Annotated in this window: 17 protein-coding genes; 8 read left to right on the top strand and 9 right to left on the bottom strand. The window is 42.8% G+C overall.

Features of this window, described 5'->3' with window-relative positions:
• Positions 1-391: 391 nt before the first annotated feature.
• The 4 genes from psaA (at position 392) to V7K67_RS28160 (ending at position 6,216) form a co-directional block, all read left to right on the top strand.
• Entirely contained in the window at positions 392-2,758 is a 2,367-nt protein-coding gene (gene psaA, locus V7K67_RS28175) for a photosystem I core protein PsaA (RefSeq protein WP_335169365.1), read from the top strand.
• A gap of 219 nt (positions 2,759-2,977) precedes the next feature.
• On the top strand, positions 2,978-5,200 hold the full coding sequence (gene psaB, locus V7K67_RS28170) for a photosystem I core protein PsaB (RefSeq protein WP_334710679.1): 2,223 nt from the start codon (positions 2,978-2,980) through the stop codon (positions 5,198-5,200).
• Positions 5,201-5,434: 234 nt separating this feature from the next.
• Entirely contained in the window at positions 5,435-5,980 is a 546-nt protein-coding gene (locus V7K67_RS28165; protein WP_334710637.1) for a photosystem I reaction center subunit XI, read from the top strand.
• 86 nt (positions 5,981-6,066) lie between these two features.
• Complete coding sequence (locus V7K67_RS28160; RefSeq protein WP_179065298.1) at positions 6,067-6,216, top strand: photosystem I reaction center subunit VIII; 150 nt, start codon at positions 6,067-6,069, stop codon at positions 6,214-6,216.
• Between the two features lie 241 nt (positions 6,217-6,457).
• On the opposite strand, the gene V7K67_RS28155 is transcribed toward V7K67_RS28160, so the two are convergent.
• The 3 genes from V7K67_RS28155 to V7K67_RS28145 all read right to left on the bottom strand — a co-directional run bounded on the left by V7K67_RS28155 (position 6,458) and on the right by V7K67_RS28145 (position 11,714).
• Positions 6,458-8,974 (bottom strand): CPBP family glutamic-type intramembrane protease, encoded by a 2,517-nt coding sequence (locus tag V7K67_RS28155; RefSeq protein ID WP_334731745.1) that lies wholly within the window; start codon positions 8,972-8,974, stop codon positions 6,458-6,460.
• A gap of 278 nt (positions 8,975-9,252) precedes the next feature.
• Entirely contained in the window at positions 9,253-9,963 is a 711-nt protein-coding gene (locus tag V7K67_RS28150) for a GDYXXLXY domain-containing protein (RefSeq protein ID WP_334731744.1), read from the bottom strand.
• Positions 9,964-10,292: 329 nt separating this feature from the next.
• Entirely contained in the window at positions 10,293-11,714 is a 1,422-nt protein-coding gene (locus V7K67_RS28145) for a DUF2157 domain-containing protein (protein WP_335169362.1), read from the bottom strand.
• 163 nt (positions 11,715-11,877) lie between these two features.
• Here V7K67_RS28145 and V7K67_RS28140 point away from each other — a divergent pair, with 163 nt between their 5' ends.
• Both V7K67_RS28140 and V7K67_RS28135 read left to right on the top strand, forming a co-directional pair.
• The gene (locus V7K67_RS28140; protein WP_334731742.1) at positions 11,878-12,849 is read left to right on the top strand and encodes an RsmB/NOP family class I SAM-dependent RNA methyltransferase; all 972 of its coding nucleotides are present in this window, start codon (positions 11,878-11,880) and stop codon (positions 12,847-12,849) included.
• Positions 12,850-13,015: 166 nt separating this feature from the next.
• A complete protein-coding gene (locus tag V7K67_RS28135; RefSeq protein ID WP_334731741.1) occupies positions 13,016-13,453 on the top strand; it encodes an NUDIX hydrolase in 438 nt (145 codons plus the stop codon).
• A 244-nt stretch (positions 13,454-13,697) separates the two neighbouring features.
• Here the strand turns inward: V7K67_RS28135 and V7K67_RS28130 are convergent, their stop codons facing one another.
• The 6 genes from V7K67_RS28130 to cobU all read right to left on the bottom strand — a co-directional run bounded on the left by V7K67_RS28130 (position 13,698) and on the right by cobU (position 18,090).
• Positions 13,698-14,489, bottom strand: a complete 792-nt coding sequence (locus tag V7K67_RS28130) for a GH25 family lysozyme (protein ID WP_334709257.1) — start codon at positions 14,487-14,489, stop codon at positions 13,698-13,700.
• A 101-nt stretch (positions 14,490-14,590) separates the two neighbouring features.
• The gene (locus tag V7K67_RS28125) at positions 14,591-15,232 is read right to left on the bottom strand and encodes a DUF4232 domain-containing protein (protein WP_334731740.1); all 642 of its coding nucleotides are present in this window, start codon (positions 15,230-15,232) and stop codon (positions 14,591-14,593) included.
• 388 nt (positions 15,233-15,620) lie between these two features.
• Complete coding sequence (locus V7K67_RS28120) at positions 15,621-15,812, bottom strand: hypothetical protein (RefSeq protein WP_335169359.1); 192 nt, start codon at positions 15,810-15,812, stop codon at positions 15,621-15,623.
• A 35-nt stretch (positions 15,813-15,847) separates the two neighbouring features.
• Positions 15,848-16,807 (bottom strand): ribonuclease Z, encoded by a 960-nt coding sequence (locus tag V7K67_RS28115; RefSeq protein WP_334709253.1) that lies wholly within the window; start codon positions 16,805-16,807, stop codon positions 15,848-15,850.
• Between the two features lie 252 nt (positions 16,808-17,059).
• Positions 17,060-17,479 carry a hypothetical protein gene (locus V7K67_RS28110; protein ID WP_334731738.1) on the bottom strand — a complete coding sequence of 140 codons (420 nt, stop codon included), beginning with the start codon at positions 17,477-17,479 and terminating at the stop codon, positions 17,060-17,062.
• A gap of 38 nt (positions 17,480-17,517) precedes the next feature.
• Positions 17,518-18,090: a bifunctional adenosylcobinamide kinase/adenosylcobinamide-phosphate guanylyltransferase gene (gene cobU, locus V7K67_RS28105; RefSeq protein WP_334731737.1), complete on the bottom strand. Its 573-nt coding sequence runs from the start codon at positions 18,088-18,090 to the stop codon at positions 17,518-17,520.
• Between the two features lie 481 nt (positions 18,091-18,571).
• Here cobU and V7K67_RS28100 point away from each other — a divergent pair, with 481 nt between their 5' ends.
• Both V7K67_RS28100 and V7K67_RS28095 read left to right on the top strand, forming a co-directional pair.
• Positions 18,572-19,399, top strand: coding sequence for a hypothetical protein (locus V7K67_RS28100; protein ID WP_334731736.1), 828 nt, complete (start codon positions 18,572-18,574; stop codon positions 19,397-19,399).
• Positions 19,400-19,533: 134 nt separating this feature from the next.
• Positions 19,534-20,466 (top strand): glycosyltransferase, encoded by a 933-nt coding sequence (locus V7K67_RS28095; protein ID WP_334731735.1) that lies wholly within the window; start codon positions 19,534-19,536, stop codon positions 20,464-20,466.
• The last annotated feature ends 130 nt before the right edge of the window (positions 20,467-20,596 follow it).

The following is a 20,596-nucleotide window of genomic DNA, read 5'->3' as shown; positions in this document are numbered from 1 at the left end:
TTATTTCCTATTCTCTCCAAAGAAAGAGTTTTTCAGCTAATTATTTTTCTTGAGTTACCTTTGTTTCGCTAATCTAGCGTTACTGGTTAGTCAATCGCTGGCTTTTTTCTCTGCTGTTAAATCATTAAACTGAAACTCATCTAAATTGCATAACTTATCAGAAAGACGTTCTTGAGTTCTTATTGCATCTAAGCTTCTAGAGAATTTTCTTTATGATATTATGCAATTTAAATGTGGAACAGCTTACCAATAAACAAAACTCAAAGTTGTAAATTCTTGCTTCAGTTAGTTATTAGTTGGTCAGCGACTACCAACTAATAACTAAGTACTTATAGAGAAACTTTGAGCAGAGTAAAGTTCTCATTTCTTTCACGGAAAAGGGAGAATTTCAATGACAATTACTCCTGAGCGAGAGCAAAAGGTAAGGGTTGAGGTTGATAACAATCCGGTGCCAATTTCATTTAAGAAGTGGTCGGAACCAGGACACTTTGACCGCGCCCTTGCCAGAGGTCCCAAAACCACCACTTGGATTTGGAACCTCCACGCACTCGCCCACGATTTTGATACTCATACCAGCGATTTACAAGACGTATCGCGCAAAATCTTCGCCGCTCACTTCGGACACTTAGCTGTAGTGTTTATTTGGTTGAGCGGTATGTATTTTCATGGCGCTCGCTTTTCCAATTTTGAGGGTTGGATGGCGAACCCGACTGCCATTAAACCCAGCGCCCAAGTTGTCTGGCCGATATTCGGTCAAGAAATTTTGAATGCAGATGTAGGCGGCGGCTTCCACGGTATTCAAATTACCTCTGGACTCTTCCAGATGTGGCGCGGGCAAGGTTTTACTAATACCTACCAGCTATATTGCACCGCCATTGGTGCCTTGGTGATGGCAGCAGTGATGCTGTTTGCTGGCTGGTTCCACTACCATAAACGCGCTCCCAAGCTAGAGTGGTTCCTGAATTGGGAGTCAATGATGAACCACCACCTGGCAGGGCTTTTAGGTTTGGGTTCTTTGGGTTGGACAGGACACCTGATTCATGTTGCCTCACCAACTAACAAGTTGTTAGATGCTGGGGTAGCTATCAAAGACATTCCTTTACCCCACGAATTCATCTTGAATTCCAAGTTGATGGATCAGCTCTATCCCAGTGCAAGTTGGGGTTTCGTTTCGGGTGTAGTGCCTTTCTTCACCTTGCAGTGGGGAAATTTTGCTGACTTTTTGACCTTTAAGGGCGGTCTGAACCCCGTGACGGGCGGCTTATGGTTAACAGATGTAGCACACCATCATTTAGCGATCGCAGTGCTATTCATCATTGCCGGCCATTTCTACCGCACGAATTGGGGCATCGGCCACGACTTCAAGGAAATGCTCGATGATGCCAGAACTCCGAAGATGCTGCCATTATTCAGCTTTATTGGGCCTGTCGGTCATAAAGGCCTCGATAAAATTTTCGAGACTTCCTGGCACGCTAATCTAGCTATCCACCTAGTACAGTTTGGAACAGCCAGCCTCCTCGTGGCGCACCACATGTACTCGATGCCTCCTTATCCTTATCTGGCAACGGATTATGCGACCGTTACATCGCTATTCACTCACCACGTATGGATTGCAGGTTTCTGCATTGTTGGGGGCGCGGCTCACGCAGGCATCTTCATGGTACGGGACTACAATCCAGCCGACCATGTTAACAACGTGTTGGATCGGACGATCCGCCACCGCGATGCAATCATCTCCCACCTAGCCTGGGTATGTCAATTCTTGGGCTTCCATAGCTTTGCGATGTACTGCCACAACGACACCATGCGGGCTTTTGGTCGTCCCCAAGATATGTTCTCGGATACGGGAATTCAGTTGCAGCCAGTGTTTGCTCAGTGGATACAACACATCCAGACGATGACCATCGGAAATCCAGTTCTCCAAGCTGCTGCACCTCTGGGTAATGCGTTCGGTGGCTTGCGGGGTCTGGAACTGAGCGGAGTGGGAACTGGTGCACCTAATTTGCACGAGCCTGTCAGCTATGCCTTCGGCGGCGGTATTGTGGCAGTGGCTGGCAAAGTGGCGATTATGCCCATTACCTTGGGTACTGCGGATTTTATGATTCACCACATTCACGCCTTCACAATTCACGTCACTGTTTTAGTGCTGCTGAAAGGTGTGTTGTTTGCCCGCAGTTCGCGTTTAGTTCCAGATAAAGCCAATTTGGGCTTCCGCTTCCCCTGTGACGGTCCGGGACGAGGTGGTACTTGCCAGGTATCAGCTTGGGATCATGTTTTCCTGGGTCTGTTCTGGATGTATAACTCCTTGTCAATGGTGATTTTCCACTTCTTCTGGAAAATGCAGTCGGATGTCTGGGGGACGGTAGATGCAGATGGGGTAATAACGCACATTACGGGCGGAAACTTTGCCCAATCATCGATTACCAATAACGGCTGGTTGCGTGATTTCCTCTGGGCCCAGGCGACGCAAGTAATCACATCCTACAATACAGCACTTTCGGGCTACGGCTTAATGTTCTTAGGTGGACACTTCGTTTTCGGCTTTAGTCTGATGTTCCTGTTTAGTGGTCGTGGCTACTGGCAAGAATTAATCGAATCAATTGTTTGGGCGCACAACAAGTTGAAAATTACCACAACTATTCAGCCTCGCGCTTTGAGCATCACTCATGGTCGGGCTGTGGGGGTAGCTCATTACCTTTTGGGAGGAATTGTCACCACTTGGGCGTTCTTCCTGGCGCGAATGTCGGCATTGGGATGATACTCCTTTTGTTCGCCTAATCCAGGAGGCAGGAGGCAGGAAGCAGGGAGCAGGGGGCAGGGAGAGAAGAAATAGTATTAACATCTCCCTGATCTCCCTGATCCAGAAGGCAACCTTATTTCCTGTTCCCTGTTCCCTGGTTTCTTAGGAGGTTCAACCTCTGGATGTGCATTCCCAGACTCAGCCTGGGAACGAGAAAATCTCAAAACTTTTAAAACTATGGCGACTAAATTCCCCAAATTTAGCCAAGACCTTGCACAAGATCCAACGACGCGACGCGTTTGGTATGCGATCGCCACGGCTCACGATTTTGAAAGTCAAGATGGCATCACGGAGGAAAATCTTTATCAAAGGATTTTTGCCTCTCACTTCGGTCATCTGGCAATTATCTTTCTGTGGGCGTCGGGAATTTTGTTCCACGTTGCTTGGCAAGGTAATTTTGAACTATGGATTAAAGACCCCATACATATCCGTCCCATCGCCCACGCGATTTGGGATGCTCAATTTGGTCCAGGAGCAATTGAAGCTTACACCCAAGCGGGAGCGCGTAACCCGGTAGATATTTGCTACTCCGGTGTTTATCACTGGTGGTATACCATCGGCTTGCGGACGAATAATGAACTGTATGCTGGGGCCATTTTCCTAGTTTTGCTGGCGGCTGTATTTTTGTTTGCAGGCGCGTTGCATTTAAAGCCCAAATTCCGTCCTGGCTTGGCTTGGTTCAAGAGTGCAGAACCTCGTCTCAACCACCACTTAGCGGGTTTGTTTGGTGTCAGTTCCTTGGCTTGGGCTGGTCACTTAATACACGTTGCTATTCCAGAATCTCGTGGTATTCATGTAGGTTGGGATAACTTCTTGTCTACTGCACCACACCCAAGTGGCTTAACACCGTTCTTTACTCTTAACTGGGGGGCATACGCGCAAAATCCCGATACGCCAGCCCATGTATTTAATAGTACTCAAGGGGCAGGAACAGCAATTCTCACCTTTTTGGGTGGTTTCCATCCCCAGACTCAATCTTTGTGGTTGACGGATATGGCGCATCACCATTTGGCGATCGCTGTAATCTTCATTGTTGCGGGTCACATGTACCGGACTAATTGGGGTATCGGTCACAGCATCAAAGAGATGATGGACTCCAAGGACTTCTACGGTAATAAAGTTGATGGCCCGTTCAACTTACCCCACCAAGGACTGTACGAAACCGTTAATAACTCTTTGCATTTCCAACTGTCTTTGGCACTAGCTTGTTTGGGTGTAGCGAGTTCCTTTGCGGCGCAGCACATGTATTCCATGCCGCCTTATGCGTTTATCGCTAAGGACTTTACCACAATGGCGGCACTATACACACACCATCAATACATTGCCGGTTTCTTGATGGTAGGGGCGTTTTCCCACGCGGCGATCTTCTGGATTAAGGACTATGACCCAGAACAGAATCGAGGAAATGTTCTAGAGCGGGTACTCAAGCACAAAGAAGCGATTATTTCTCATCTTAGCTGGGTGTCGATGTTCTTGGGCTTCCATACTTTGGGTTTGTACGTCCACAATGATGTAGAAGTAGCCTTTGGGGCGGCTGACAAACAAATATTGATTGAGCCTGTATTTGCTCAGTTTATCCAGTCGGCTAACGGTAAGCTGTTGTATGGGTTTAACACGTTGCTGTCAAATCCACATAGTATTGCTTCCACAGCATGGCCCAATCATGGCAATGTCTGGTTACCAGGTTGGTTGGATGCAATTAACAGTGGCACCAATTCGTTATTCCTGACAATTGGCCCTGGTGATTTTTATGTACATCATGCGATCGCTCTCGGTTTGCATGTCACCACCCTCATCTTAGTCAAAGGGGCGCTGGATGCTCGCGGTACGAAGCTCATGCCGGATAAAAAAGACTTCGGCTATGCTTTCCCCTGCGATGGCCCAGGACGGGGTGGCACCTGCGATATTTCTGCGTGGGATAGTTCCTACCTCGCCATGTTTTGGATGCTTAACACCCTTGGTTGGGTCACTTTCTACTGGCACTGGAAACATCTTTGTATCTGGCAAGGCAATGTCGCTCAGTTCAACGAAAACTCGACCTATCTCATGGGCTGGTTCCGAGACTACCTTTGGGCGAACTCCGCACAGTTGATTAATGGCTATAACCCTTATGGCACAAATAACTTAGCCGTTTGGGCTTGGATGTTCCTCTTTGGACACCTAGCTTGGGCTGTTAGCTTCATGTTCTTGATTACCTGGCGAGGTTACTGGCAAGAATTAATCGAAACCTTAGCCTGGGCACACGAACAGACTCCACTATCCTTTGGCTACTGGAGAGATAAGCCCGTTGCTTTGTCAATTGTTCAAGCCCGTTTAGTCGGCTTAACTCACTTTACTGTTGGTTATATCGCAACCTATGGGGCTTTCTTAATTGCCTCAACAGCAGGGAAGTTTGGTTAACCTTCAAGGCTGTTTAACTACACTTTAAATTACGCAATGAATTCTAGTTATTTGCAAAGTAAATGCGTAATTAATATGCAAGTATTCAGCTAAAAATATTCAGTTTTCGACCTCCTCTCTTACCTCTTTTGGTAGGAGAGTTTTTTAGTTAAAATTATGTTAATTTTGAATAAGAAAACTCTAAATCTACGCGCTAGTGATAGTATTTAATTAAGATAATCAGGAGAAATTATAATGTCTAATTCATCTGATATGGCAGAGACGATTAAACAATACAATGAGGAAGACATAATTAAACCATTCAAAGGAGATCCTTGCCTTGGTAATCTATCCACTCCTATCAATGATTCTCCCATAGTTAGAGCTTTCATTAGTAATTTACCCGCCTACCGTAAAGGGTTAACACCTTTCATGCGGGGGTTAGAAATTGGCATGGCTCATGGTTATTTCCTAGTTGGACCAGAGGTTGTGGTTGGCCCTCTGCGAGAATCAGTACATGGAACCAATCTCAGTGGATTAATTACCTCCATATATATAGCTTTATCAGCTTGTTTAGGTATTTCCATTTTTGCAATTACCACTTTCCAAGGAAATCCTAGAGGAGCTTATAATTCAGATTCTAAAGACCTGCTTAGACCACTAAGAACTCGTGAAGAATGGAGTCAATTGAATGGTGGAATTTTTGTTGGTGCAATGGGTGGCGCGATATTTGCCTACTTCCTACTAGAAAATTTTGATTCTTTAGATGCCATCTTGCGAGGTGCAGTTAACGCTAGTTAATCAAGCTTGTTCTTTGGAATGTTGGATACCCTCAGAAGGTAGATTACATAAATTTTTCAACTTTGAATTCATGAGGAGAATACATCATGGTAGATATAACACAACTAACAGGTGATTATGCCGCTTCATGGCTACCCTGGATCATGATTCCCTTAATATTCTATATCTTGCCTTTTCCAGTATTTGCTTTAGTATTTATCTGGATTCAAAAAGAAGACTCTCAAGAAGAAGTATGATGAATTCATATAGCGGTTCTCGTTTACGTGAGGTACACCCGTAGGGGCACTGAAACGGGCGGTTAGAAACCGCGTCTACACAAACAAAACCCACCTCCGTGGGTTTCAAAACCTTAATTTGACCTTAGTCCGCGCAGGCGGACTTTGCCTGTATAGCCGCGAATGACCTTCGCCAGGTTTCAGCAATAGCGATCGTCTTGCGAAAAAAATGGATAAAGTCGAGCTTAGTGTTCTGAATTTTTTAATTATTATCTAATTTTCTGATTCCCCCAAAAACAATTAACCAAACTACTACAACAACCCAGTGAATTAAAACGATCGCAAACAAAGATCCTGTCAAGGTATATGCAGCAGTACAGATAATTCCCAAGAATGCAGCTAAGACCAGAAAAACAGGATTATTAAATGTGGGGATTCCAGCTTTAAAGAAGGTTTTAGCATTCAATGGATGATACAAAATAAATAATAATAAACTCACTATTACCCACAAACCCCATCGGAACCAATTAGTGATTTCGCTAGGATGAGGAAGCAAAAAAACGCGAAAAAAGAGTTCTTCAAAAATCGCAGGTAAAAATAAACAACGCAATGTTAACAAGCATTTATCAATCCAACTTGTAGACCAAATTTGTATATGTAAAAATCCAAACTTCCAACCATAGGGTAGGGCAATAATACTATAAATTATCAGCATTACAACTATAACTAACCAATCTTGTAGTGTCGGAACTGCCAAGGATGCTAAAACGCGATTTAAAATAATTGAAAGTGGTGAAATATCGGTAAAAGGAATCTTAATTTGTCCCAAAAGTATTGTTGGTGCAATGGGTGTAATATTAGGTTGCCAACCACCTACTTGATTGCTTCGCAGTACTTGCATAATCGCACCATGTTTTAAAAATATTGTGGCGAGATCGTCCTGTGCTTGTTTTGGCATTATTGTTCGCCATGTTGTCAAACCAGCCCAAATACTACGATCTTCAAATGGTTGCGTCGTTTTTCCTATGCCCGTACCTGCGAGTATACCTGCTTGACTTTGCCAATCAGCGCGAACTATACCCAAGGGTGCTAATTGTTGTTCTAAAGATTTACCTAATTCAACTAGCTGCTGAAAGCGTAATGTTTGTGGGTGATTGGGGTTGGTGTGTACCCAAGTTTGAATTTGAGGAGTTGTAGCAACTTGGTTTTTAATTGCCAGTATCGCCGCATAAAGTGCTTGGCTTGCGTCTTGGACACATGAGGTAGCAGGTGATACCATTGCGCCACCAGTTCCATCACCAACCCGATAACGTGCCATTGTTACCTGTAATTGTTGCTGGAATTGCTCTAAAGGCGAAAGTTTAATCCCATCAAAATCATAATCTTGCGTTACCGGGTCGAATTTGATCAGAATATCTGATACTGGACGTGTTGGGAGCCAACCACGTTGTAAATTACCCATATAATCAGCCCATGTATGCGTTCCGGCAATAATTCCATCAGGGTTATGGGCATAAATTTGGTGGTATTTAGTCTCGAAGCGTAATTCTTTAGTAAACTCGTCACGGACAACTTCTGCAATTCCAAAAGCAAAATGTCCGGTGATAGTATAAGGTACTCCGACTGCTTCAGCTTTGCGTCCGCCAATTCCACCAAATAGGTGTAGGACAATAGCTTTATTGCCTTCTTGCCATTTTGATACAGATTGATTAAGTGAATTTTGTGTTTCTACAGGTTTTAATAATACAGTATTGAATTTACCTTTATTTTTCTCGGTATTTTGCCAATTTACTTCTTGGATGTAATTTAGCCCTAATTCCTCACCAGTAATAATTTGAAGGGGTTGAATTTGAAATAGAGAACGAGGTGCAAGGGCGCTTACCGTAAATACGCCCTTTGCATCGGCAGCGCCATAAATATACCACCCAGCTTCACCCGCAGGTGATTGTTCGATTTCCTGCGAACTTGAAGGAGTAAAATTTCGCGTATCTATTACTTGTTGGGGAATACGAATAGTTTCTTCAAGACCATCAAACTTATTTGAGTTAGGGTTATAATGCTTTACCAAAAAATAATCGCCATCCTGCTTTTCTTTGGGAATTAAAATAGTTTTGGAGCTAGATTTAATCGGTTTAATGATTTTTACCAATCCATAAAATCTACCAGTTGCCAAAATAGGTTCGCGTTCAATTTGCAAAATAGATTTTTCTTGACTTGCATCAATGATTGTACTTGAATCTAAAGCAACGATTGTTTCATCAACAGGATTTGCACCAGCCAAAGAGCGTAAAATACCTACTTGACGAACTCCATTTAGTCGAAAAGGATGAATGTTTCCTTGTTTTTGACTTTTAATGACTTCTGAAGTGAAATTTATATCTCGCGTTACCGCTCGCTCCAAAGCAAGTAAATCTTTGTTATTTTTCCACTCCAAACGTATAATTTTACCTACCAAATTTTGTGCTGTCGGTGGCGCATGTTGCACTTCCATCCATACCCAATCTGAACCATCTTGTAATTGCTGTTTGGTTGGTAAAATTAACCTTCCTACCCAATCGCCAATAGGTTTATAGAGATTCACAGATGGAATTTTGGCAATGGGATAAAAATCAGATTGATTAAAATTTTGTCGAATATGAATCGCATAATTGCTTTCTTGCTGTACTAACTGGGGTTGTCTTGAGGAAAGTTGCCATACCGCAATTACTGCGATGAACACTAGCAGTAAAAATCTCGTAAATAGTAGCTTTGCTTTTCGACTCAATTCACGGAAAATCATATATTATCAGCAAGTTTTAGTTGCTGATAATCTTACTCCAAATATATTGTTTTGAGTCTCTACCGTAAAGTGTATTGGGCGATATATAACAATACGCTTGGGTTAAGGGCTACTGGTGTAGAGAATTGGTCTTTGAAGACGCGATAAATCGCGTCTCTACATTCTTTTTCACCAAATGTCTAATGACAAACAGAAAGTTCTGAGCGCCGATTTCCGACGCTCAGAACTTTGGAGACAAACTTGGCGTGTGAACATGCAGTGTTTATTTGCCTAACAGCTTAAAAGCGATAGTTGCGATCGCGCACCCACATACTAACTGGTACTGCCTTACCTTGTGGATCGACTTTCGCCTTGACCACAATGGGCGGTACTTGTCCTCTGCGGGCGCGTTGGGCTTGTAAGTCGTTCCGAATCTGCTGCCGTTGGTTTTCTGGGATGTAATATGTTTCTAAGCCGTAGTTAACAGAGCCATCCTGATAAACACCTTTTAAGGCTACTTGATTAGCTCTAAGAGTTGTGGGGCGATCGCTACTTACTCGTAACGGTCTCCAAGCTCTCGGAACACCGCGACCATAGGATAGTTGCTCTTGTAAGGTCACGTAGATGTTAGTTCCTTCAGGCAATCTTCTGCCACTTCCACGACCTTTGCTGACTAATGTTTGCCAACCAGCTAGTCTACTTAAAGTTGATGTACGGGATATGTTGTAATCTAAGGCTAAGGTGTTACCTTCCAGCACATTGTTAGGGTCTACAGGTACGGTTTGCAAAATCACCGTTTTACCTGTCACATCTGTATAAACCGCTTGGGCTGGTACTGCCATAATTAGCCCTGTTTGCAGCGCCAGGGGAGCTAGTAACCGCCAAAAAGGTAAGGGCTTATTCGATTTTTGTTCAGTTGCAATCAAGTAATCCCGAAAAGTCACCTTACTAGAAAATTCGGCTTCGGGAGACAAGGGTTTATTCTTAGATTCAGAAGAGGTATTCGTCATGAGCGTAGTCCTAAAAAGCAAAGGTCTTGAGGAGTTCAAAAGTAACGAGATTAGGACTGACGCAGAGAAACTTTAAAAATTTTGACGCACAGAGATTTTTAGTTAGGAGTTAGGAGTTAGGAGTTAGGAGTTAGGAGTTAGGAGTTAGGAGTTAGGAGTTAAGAGTTAAGAGTTAGGAGTTAGGAGTTAGGAATCATTCAATTTTAGATTAAGTGAACTTTTCCTGAATTCTGACTCCTGAATTCTGACTCCTGAATTCTGACTCCTGAATTCTGACTCCTGAATTCTGACTCCTGAATTCTGACTCCTGAATTCTTTCATCTTTTGCCCTACTTTTTACTTGTAGAGCTAGAGCCACCAGGTAAGCGGCGTTCAAACCAGAGTCCGGCGCTAATTAAAGCAGAACCGCACAGGACAAAGACTAGCGACTTAAAAAGTAAGTCGGTGTCGTACTCCTGCACGCGACTGATAATTTGCAGTGTTACTAACAGCATACCGCCCCAAAAGGAACTTCTGTGGCTTAATTTCAATCCTTCTTGAATTAGTCCCCAGGCTAATGTTGCAAGAAGTACATTGAAGATAAAAATGCCAAGTTCATCAATCCGGCTGATAGTTTGATGCCAAAAAGGTACTATTGCAATAAAGACAAGAAATGTACTAATGACAGCAGTCGTGAAAATCACCTCGCGGCGCGGAGGGTTATTTCTTTGGCGCAGTAGAAACAACCATTGCAATACCGCCAAGCCGCTGAGAATCCCCAAATCGATAATCGGCAGAGACTCGAATAAGTTTGTCAAATTCGTTGGCTGATTATAACTATAATCTGGAGATTCCCAGACCCAACGAAATGACAGAACGTAAAAGACGATGCCGAAGCTTACCAACGCTAAATTACGGGCTAGAGATTGAAACAATCTATAATTTATGCTTGGAAACAGTAAATCATCATAACTCCAGAATAATGCAGGTGGGAGTGCAAAAGCAAAAGATGCCACCCAAGGGGCTATATCAGCATAATTTAGCAGTGGCAGAGGATTAAGGTTGGCTTGTAAGGAACTAGCAAAGACAAGGGCTGCTAGACCAAAAATCCAACGCGATCTACAGAAGTAGGCTAAGGGTACAAATACCAGCCATGCCAACAAAGGTAGATGCTGTACTACTAAGCGCGACCAAGTTAACTCACCTGAAGCGTACCATAAGTCTTCTAGTCCAGTCCAGTAGCCGATTTCTACGAGGATAATTGACAGAATTCCTAAAGAATTTAAGGACAAACTGAAGGCCATGACCACAACACCGAACCCCCAAGCGAGAAACAGTTGGGAAGCTGAACCGATGATATTGAACATCTGGGCCATCAGGAGTAAATTTGCACCGAAGATGAAGGCGCTTAAAATTAGCAATCCCTCTCCCAGTAAGCGTTTGCTTTGTTGTGGCTTCTTTCCTTCAGGTGGTCTCCAACTGTAAAATCCAGTAATTGCGATCGCAAAAAACAAACTCATCATCAAAATAAATTTGACTTCTCGCGATCCTCCCTGCCAGTTTCCTGATACAAAGGTAATTATGCCTAAGCATAGAAGTATGCTGCCTATAGCAATTGCGATCGCTTTGTTGCGATCGCGTGCAGCAGCTTCCAGGTTTTTAAATTGATAACGTTCTGCTATCTGTTCATACTGCGAAGAACTAATTAATCCTTCATCCCTCCATAGTTGTGCTTGTTTGCGTAATTTTTCCTGAAAACTATCTAAGAACATGACCTTCTCCGGTGCAGTGGGGTAGCTTGGCCATTGCGATCCCAATGGCGGTCATTATATTTTGAGTATGAAGCCAAAAGCCTTAATTACATTGTTCTTGTGTAACAGTTTGATTTTGATTTAGATACAACGTACTTCTATTAATTCATAATTCATAATTTACATGGAAAAACCTTCTAATTTATTACTTAAAGTCTCGCGGCGTTTGTTCGCTAATCTCGATGAGCAAGAAAAATTTATCGAGGCTTTAATGAATCCTCGGCCTTTTTCACCCAGTATTATTTGGTGTCAAGAAAAGCCAGATATTTCGCCTTTGGCAGTAGAAACACCAACCTCTTGGCAACCACAATTTATAGACCGCTTATCTCTGGGAGAAAAACCTGGTAAGCATCCCTTGCATGAAAAAGGATATTTCTATTGTTTAGATTTTTCTTCGGTGTTTGCAGCTACTACTTTGTTAGCTATTTCTCAGTCAGTACATTTAGTTTTTGATATGTGTGCCGCACCAGGAGGTAAAAGTATCTTTGCTTGGAGAACTTTACAACCTAAATTACTCATCAGTAATGAAGTTATTGGCAAACGTCTAGGAATGCTAATTTCTAATTTGAAGCGTTGCCAGATTAATCCTAGTGCAGTAGTTAATAGAGATTCGAGTATATTTGCTGAAATGTTTCCCTGCTCTAGCAATCTAGTCATAGTAGATGCTCCTTGTACAGGACAATCTCTACTTGCTAAAGGCGAAAAAGCACCCGGATGTTTTCACCCAACTGCTATTAACAAGAGTGCAAATCGGCAAAAGCGTATTATAGCTAACTCTGCTAAAATGGTTTTACCACAAGGCTATCTTGCGTATATGACTTGTACATATTCTCCCGAAGAAAATGAGCAAGTTTGTGAATGGTTTTTAGAACGATTTCCTCAGTTCAATGCGATAGAAATTAGTGCTTTATCTCAATATCAATCACATTTAACTACGATGCCTTGTTATCGGATGTTTCCTCAAGATAGGTTAGGTACTGGTGCATTTACAGTCCTGTTTAAAAATACTAATTATGATGAAGATGAGCCTGAAAAAGTAGATTTGAATACAATATCCTCGCTGTATATCTACCAAAATATTAAAAAGTCAAGCTAGCTGCATTACTTTAATATAGCAACCTAAATCATTCGTGAATAACGAGACAAAAGCATTTTTGACCTTTTCATAACCTAAAATTAATCAAATTTTATTCGGTATTATCTCTCGACTTTTTGAAGTAAACATTGTACAAAAAAGCTAGGCCGTACAGGATGCAAATTACATGAGTCGAAAAGTTAACAAAGTATTTAAACAGTCTGGGGTGATTCCTTACAGAGTGAATAATGGTAAAATTGAAATCTTGCTAATCACAACCCGTGACTTTCAACACTGGGTGATTCCGAAAGGAGATATTCCTAATGGCATGAGTCCGCCTGCTTCAGCAGCTAAAGAGGCGTGGGAAGAAGCAGGAGTAATTGGGCATGTAGACGCTAAGGAACTGGGCACTTACAAGTACCGCAAACAAGGCAAAATTTACCGCGTCAAGATGTATTTATTACCAGTTGAGATGCTGAGTGAAGATTATCCAGAAGCAAGTAAAAGAAAACGGCAGTGGGTAGAGGTGAATAAAGCTATCAGGCGGATTAAGTTTAATTCACTCAAACGAATCCTTAAAGGTTTTTTTCAGGTCAAATCCCACTTTTGTGCATTTCGATGTTAAATAAGTGGGTAAGAATAAATTGAAATATGTTACGTAATGTACAGTTACTTAAATTAGCTTGTAGTAAGCGGCTCCAGCCCTTACTACAAACTCTAATTATTCACACCAATTTACTTAAACTCGGATTTCTTACCAGATTTATCAAACCGAAGTGCAGAGGTCGTAGGGGCGGGTTAAGCGAGACATTCATGAATGATGGATCATATCTGTTAACCCGCCCCTACTGAAGAGTGAGAAATGCAGGTTAAATCCATAGTAAAGTTACCCAAGTTTTTATGCCGACAATTCCATCAGCTTGCAATCCCTTAGATTTTTGGAAACTAACAATTGCATTCTTAAGTGACTCAGAAAAATGCCCATCAATGGCATCAGTATATAATCCAATATCTTTTAATTGCTGTTGTAATTGTTTTACTCTTAGCCCAGAATCTCCTAACTGCAATCCATTAAATCTACTCAAATCGGCTCGGCCACTAACACCAGTTACACCAGATATATCACCTTCATATTGATGAATTAAGTATTGCCCCTGCCAAGCGCTAGGAATACTTGGGTTTCTGGCTCCGTAGTGGGCAATCCATAACGGATAACTAGCAAAATCAGATGGATTACCAATTTCTGCCCAGAAACTAGGGAAGGTATAAATAATTGGTTTGATTGGTTTTTTTGTTTGTTGCAAAAGGGCTTTTTCTACCTCTGCTAACCACTGCTTCGCTGCACTAATTACGGCTTGGCTACTTACTTTGTCAGTTACCTCTACATCCAGAACTGGTGGTAAGTCTCCTGGCTCTAATTTGCCTAACGTTTTTAAGAATTCTTTCGCTTGCTGAACCGGGTCAGATGTATGGGGGTGAAAGAAATGATAAGCACCCCGAATAATACCAGCAGCTTTCGTGGTCTGCCAGTGATGAGCAAAAGCAGAATCTTTAATGCTAACTCCTTCTGTGGCTTTGACAAAGGCAAAGGTTTTACCAGAGTTTTTTACTGCTGTCCAATCTACTCTGCCGTCTTGATCGGCAACATCAATTCCTTCCATAAAGTTTTTTAACCTTTTTGATTAGTACAATACTGAACTTATCAGAGGCTTTGATTAAATTTATGCTTTTTCTGGGTATTTAAGTAAATTACAGAAATTTATTAGGGTTGAGTGTCAACAGATCGTACTGGAGTCACTCTGACCTTGCCTGTACAAGGTTTGATTTCTTCTGTAAGGGTAAGGTTTTGGGAGGTATTAGGAGGCGTGATTTCGATCTTACTAGATATTGGGCAGTTTTCCTGTGGGGAACTAACATGGTTATATGCTATCTGAAATGATGCTTGTTTTCCAGGAGCTAGAGTCACTTGTTGTCGAGGTTGCTTACTCGAAAAATAAGTGCCCTTGGAGCGAATAACTTTAATTCCCTGTAAAGGTTGATCTTTTGCATCCAGTAGTGCCAATCCTGGATAACCGTTGAGGGTGCAAGGGGATGAGCCGTTATTGGTGAAAGCGTAGGTAAGTCCAACATTCCCAACACCAGCATCTTTTGAGACTTGGCGCACTGATAATTGGCTAGTTTCACAGCGCGTCGGATTTGTGGCAATAGTGGCTTCAGGGGTAGAATTTTCTGTACTTTTTACACTCGGTGTAGGTGTTGAGGACAACACAGCTTCTTTCGTCGGCTGCTCAGTGCTTGCTGGCAAGGGTTGCGGCTGTTTTGTAACAGAGGAAGAACCGACACATCCAGTTGTCATTACAGTCAGGAGCAATAACAGACTGCTTTCCACAATTAGAATTCGCATATCTCTTTTTTGTAGTGAACTACTTACACTGATGCTTCATATACAGTATAAGTTTCCACATTAACAAGAGTTAGCGTTGCTGTGCATATACCACCTTTTGTTGATGAGAGTTTGCCAAAGTACGAAATACGCAACTACGTTGCTGTTTCTCAGGGGTTTTCAGCATTTTCCTTATAAGAATTAAATAACATACGGCTGATGTGAGTTGTAGGCTGAAACAACGCAGTCTCGTTTATAACGCTAAAGTTTACGATTAATGACATCAAGAGGGAGTTTGGAAAGGATAATATTAATTGATGCTGGTGCGGGGTAGGTTATGACTGAATCAGAATTGCTGGAGCATTATGCTGCTCTTGAGAGAGATTTCAGTGGAGTTGGTAAGCTGTTTCTAGTTGGCAAATAAAGCGATCGCGCAAGAAAGGTTAACAGCATTGGCGCTAAAAAGCACTGGTATTACTTGGCTGTAGCAATCCAAGTAAGAAAATAAGTGCTGAAGTTTCTTACTTTCGGGTTTTTGAAAGCATTTTACCCTCTGCTTTTCGGTTACGCCCAGATAGCGCTCTAAAGCTGCCAAAGTCATCCAACTTATCAAGAGTTCAACCGGAAATCTAAAATCTAAACGCCTACCTTAGTTAACTCTACTTCCCGTCGTCTGGGTACTTCATGAATCATAAAATCGTAAGCCATATCAGTACGAGGAAAAATGGCACGGGCTTCCTTGAGGAGATCCTTCAACTCCAAGGTATTTCCGGGAGCATAGCGGGGACTAAAATGACTCATAATCAGCCGATGTGCCCCAGCAGCTAAAGCCGTTTGGGCTGCCATTGTGGTTGTGGAGTGCAACCGCTGAAAAGCCATGTCTGCATCTTGATGGGCAAAGGTTGCTTCGTGAATTAATACATCAGCATCATGAGCTAATTCCACTGCACCATCACAATAAATTGTGTCTGTACAATAGGCAATCTTTCGACCAATTTCTGTAGGGCCGCACAATTGGGCACCATCAATTACCCGTCCGTCAGCAAGGGTAACAGTTTCACCGCGCTTGAGTTGACCATAAATCCGACCAGGAGGAATTTGCAACTCCTTGGCTTTTTCCACATCAAAGCGTCCTGTGCGGTCTTTTTCGGCTACGCGGTAGCCAAAAGCTGTAATGCGGTGATGTAAATTACCACAGCTAACGGTAAAGTCCTCGTCTTCATAAATGACCCCTGGACGGATGGCGTGAACTTTGATCGGGTAAGAAAAGTGTGTATAGGAGTAGCGTGAGGCGGCTTGAATGTAATCATTTAATCCAGGTGGCCCATAGATATCAATTCGTTCCACATTGCCAGCCAAGCCGCAAGTAGCAAGAAGTCCCATCAAGCCAAAGATGTGGTCGCCGTGCATGTGGGTGATAAAAATTCGGGAGAGTTGGCTGATTTTCAGTTCACTCCGTATAATTTGATGCTGAGTACCTTCGCCACAGTCGAATAACCACAGTTCTGCCCTTTGGGGTAATCTCAGGGCGACGCTGGAAACATTGCGCGATCGCGTGGGTACACCGGAACTCGTCCCTAAGAATGTTATCTGCACAGTGTTCTTTAGTCTTCCTATTGCTCAATTTGCAGCTCTATTTTCTATAGTGGCACGGTTAATGAGTAAAATACTTAGGATTTTGGGCATTGGGCATAGTTAATAACCAATAGTTATTTTTTCCCTAGCTAGTACAGACAAACAAAAATCCTGTGGTGGCACTTAAAGGCACTACAGAAGAAATTACAATAACCAAATAATTCCAAATAATTAGAAAAGAGTTGTCAGATTTACAAACTGGTTGTTTGCCGCTTATGCAATATTATCTATGAGCCGATCGCGAATTTTTTTGAGTTGGTCTTGAGTCTTAATTGGCTCTCGCGGTGCTGGCAATTCAGTATTCGGCCAGTGAGGTAAATCATTGCAGGGACATAACAACGCCGGCATACCGACGTTTCGCTTGGCTACTGGCATATTGCAACGACCACAAGGAAGCATATCCCATGCTGGTGTCAGCAGTTCAGCAATGGTTTCATGAGTACCCTCCAGGTAACAGTCACCCGATTCCGGTGAGATAATTTTCTGCCAGCACTCTTCAAATTCTTCACTATAGCGATCGCCATTTAGCACTGATAGCGGCAAAATGCTTGCCTCACCGTTGCCCGTAATCACTTTCTTACCCAACTGAAACCAGTAGGCAAGATATCCTCTAACTTCTTGTTTGGTTGCCATAAGATAATTTTAGATTTTAGATTAATTTGGATCAAGAGTTAAGAATCTTGATTCCTTACTTCTCCTTCCCCTCTGTTTGGCAACGGCGAACCAAGGATGCTGAGATTGAGAACATAACCACCAGTCACTAAATAAACAGTTTCGCTGAGTGTACTTAGCTGGCGCACTAAAGAACCGAGGCGATCGCGGAACTTCCTCCCAAGGGGATAAGCCGGGATCACACCCCAACCCACCTCTTCTGCTACAAATAGCATATCAGCAGCAACTAGATCCACCGTCTCTAATAACTCTGCAAGAATGTTTTCCCAGCTAGGTTCGTCCTGTTCTAGGAGATTAGCAACCCAAGTTCCTAAAGAATCAATTAAAAGACAGGTATAGGGTTTGGCATCGGCGAGAGTTGTAGACAGTTCCACAGGTACAGATAAAGTTACCCAGTCTTGGGGACGACGTTTTTGATGTTCTAAAATGCGTTGATGCCATTCTTGGTCATCTGGGTTATCGGTGGCTGTTGCTACGTAAACAACAGCTTTTCCTGACTGTACGGCCAGAGTTTCCGCCCATTCACTTTTACCAGATCGTGCAGGTCCTGTTACTAAGATGATTTTACCCAAAGTTGTTTACTGAGTATTTTAACAATATATCTACCGTTGCAATTTATCACCGCAGTTTTTTACCTTATTCGGAGAGAAGGCTCCCGCCATAATCGAGGATTTAAAAGGGAACAGGGAACGGGCAACAGGGAACAGGGAAATCCCCATAATTAAAATTAGGGGATTTGTACAAGGACGTATTTTTTCTTGCGCTACGCGTCCCCTTAAAAAATGTTTTTATTTCTTTCATAAATAAATTTAGGGGCTTGTACCCTAAATCTTCGGGGCTAATTCTTGCACTGTTCCCTGTTCCCTCTTCCCTGTTCCCGCCCCGAAGGGGCTTGGTCAATTCATCGGTGAGATTTTTGGTTTCAAATAACTTTTAAGGGATAAAATTAGCACCAGCATCATTGATGCTACAACTGGCAAAAGCCAAAAATCCCAACAACCCCATTTTTAATTATTCAATACCACTGGGGACAGCAAACTTTAGGATATCTTTATGAACGCAGGCTTAAAACGCATTGAAGCAACTCTACACGATTTAGGGAATCGCGGTACTGCCTCTGCCGCTGAAACAGTTGATTCGACAACAAAACGGCCTTTCTCCTTTAGAATCAGTGTCGGAGCCAACGAACCCACAGAAGGTAGACCAACTCAATCTTCTCAGCATGAGGAAGTAAAATCACAAGGACAAACTGTTGACTTGGGTGTAGATCCTGAGAGTGATTATCCTTCTGAACAAAATTTCTTTCCTCACCATGAATCTGTGCAGACCTTTCAAGCAGAAGAGAATGGTAACAGAACACCCAGCCTACCCAAGTTGAAAACTCCGAGCTTTAGTAGCCATCGTCACGGTGCTAATCCAGCATTGGCGATGAATCTATTGCAAGAAATTCAGGAAACTGTCGCTAGTTGGCAAGCAGAATTACAAAGTATTTTGAAGCAAATTCAGGATATTTACTTAGAAGGGCCAATTGTCAACGGCTGGTTAGAATCTAATCCCCAAGAACCAGAACCGGGAGGAACTGCAACACTGCGCCATGCAGAAGTTGACCGCTTAATGAACTACGTAGAAGAAATTTGCGCGAGTGGTGGGAAAGTATCTTATCAATCATCTATTACTGGCTATCGCCTCTGTGGTGTAGACGATACTGGTAAAGTCTGGTCGCGCCCATGTCCAGCAGATCAGGTTCCCAATGTTAGCATGGCGATCGCTCGTTACCAAAAGTTACGTCAACTCTTAGGGCGCAAGCAATCCTTGGAAACCCGCCTGAGTCAACTAGCCCAAACTCTTGTAGTTTTACACAGTCATATTCAACAAACGTGAAGTTTTAAAGATTATTTCCGAAGAAACTCGGTTGGTGGGTCAGTAACTTTTGGTTTAGATTAGCTCTCAGCAGTTGTGCGTTGGATTTAAGATTTTAATCTAAAATCCCAAATCTCAAATCCAAAATTAAATCTATGCCAGACACCCAAATCTCTGCCATTATCTGTACTCACAATCGAGATACCTATTTAGGGGCTGCAATTGATAGTCTTTTAGCACAGGATTTTGCTACTGACTTTGAAATTGTAATAGTTGATAATGGATCTAGCGATCGCACTCGTGAGGTTGTAGAACAAAGGGCCCACAATCCCCGCCTCAAGTATGTTTTTGAACCCACCATTGGTTTATCTGTCGCCCGTAACACGGGTGCAAAAGTAGCCAGTGGTGATATTCTTGCTTATTTAGATGACGATGCCGTTGCCAGTCAGGGCTGGCTACAAGTTTTATATTTTGCCTATTACAATAACTCTAAACTCGCGATCGCCGGAGGCAAAGTCACTCTCATCTGGCCCCCAGGAATCCAACAACCACGATGGCTATCTCCAGGGCTAGCTGCAAATTTGGGTGCATACGATTTAGGTGACAGCAACATCTACATTGAGCAACCTGGCTCAACACCCAGAGGCTTAAATTACTCTATCCGCCGCAGTTTTTTGGAAGAAATTGGCGGTTTTGATCCTCATCTCGGTCGAGTGGGGAAAAATCTATTATCTAATGAAGAACTGCAAATGACCGAGTTTGCTCTACAGCGTGGTTGGCAAGTTGCTTATCTTCCCGAAGCCTTAGTCGCTCACAATGTAGCCCCAGAACGCCTCCAACGCTCCTGGTTTTTAAACCGAGGCTGGTGGCAAGGTATTAGCGAATGCTATCGAGAACAACTCGCTGGTAAAGCTGGGTTCGCTCAATTGCAGCGAGGTAGCGAACGCTTTGTGCGCGGCTTGTATAAGGCATTGCAATATTTCTCTGATCCAGCAGAACGGTTTGACAAACTTGTTTATGCTTACGGTCAGATTGGTTACTTAAATGCTGCTATTCAGGGTCTTTTATCTACATCAAATAAGAAATAAACAAGAATGGAGAATTCAGAATGCTTTCCCATTGCAAATTCAACCACCACCGGATTGTAGACCTTCAAATCTACGATTTGGCAATGGTTTAAAATCGGCAATCATATTCCAGTCCATTCTGACTCCTAAC

Origin of the sequence: Nostoc sp. (genome assembly GCF_036917155.1) — a bacterium.
Classification (GTDB): Bacteria; Cyanobacteriota; Cyanobacteriia; order Cyanobacteriales; family Nostocaceae; genus Nostoc.
The sequence above is the reverse complement of the archived record's forward strand: the minus strand, read 5'-3'. Positions and strand labels throughout refer to the sequence as shown.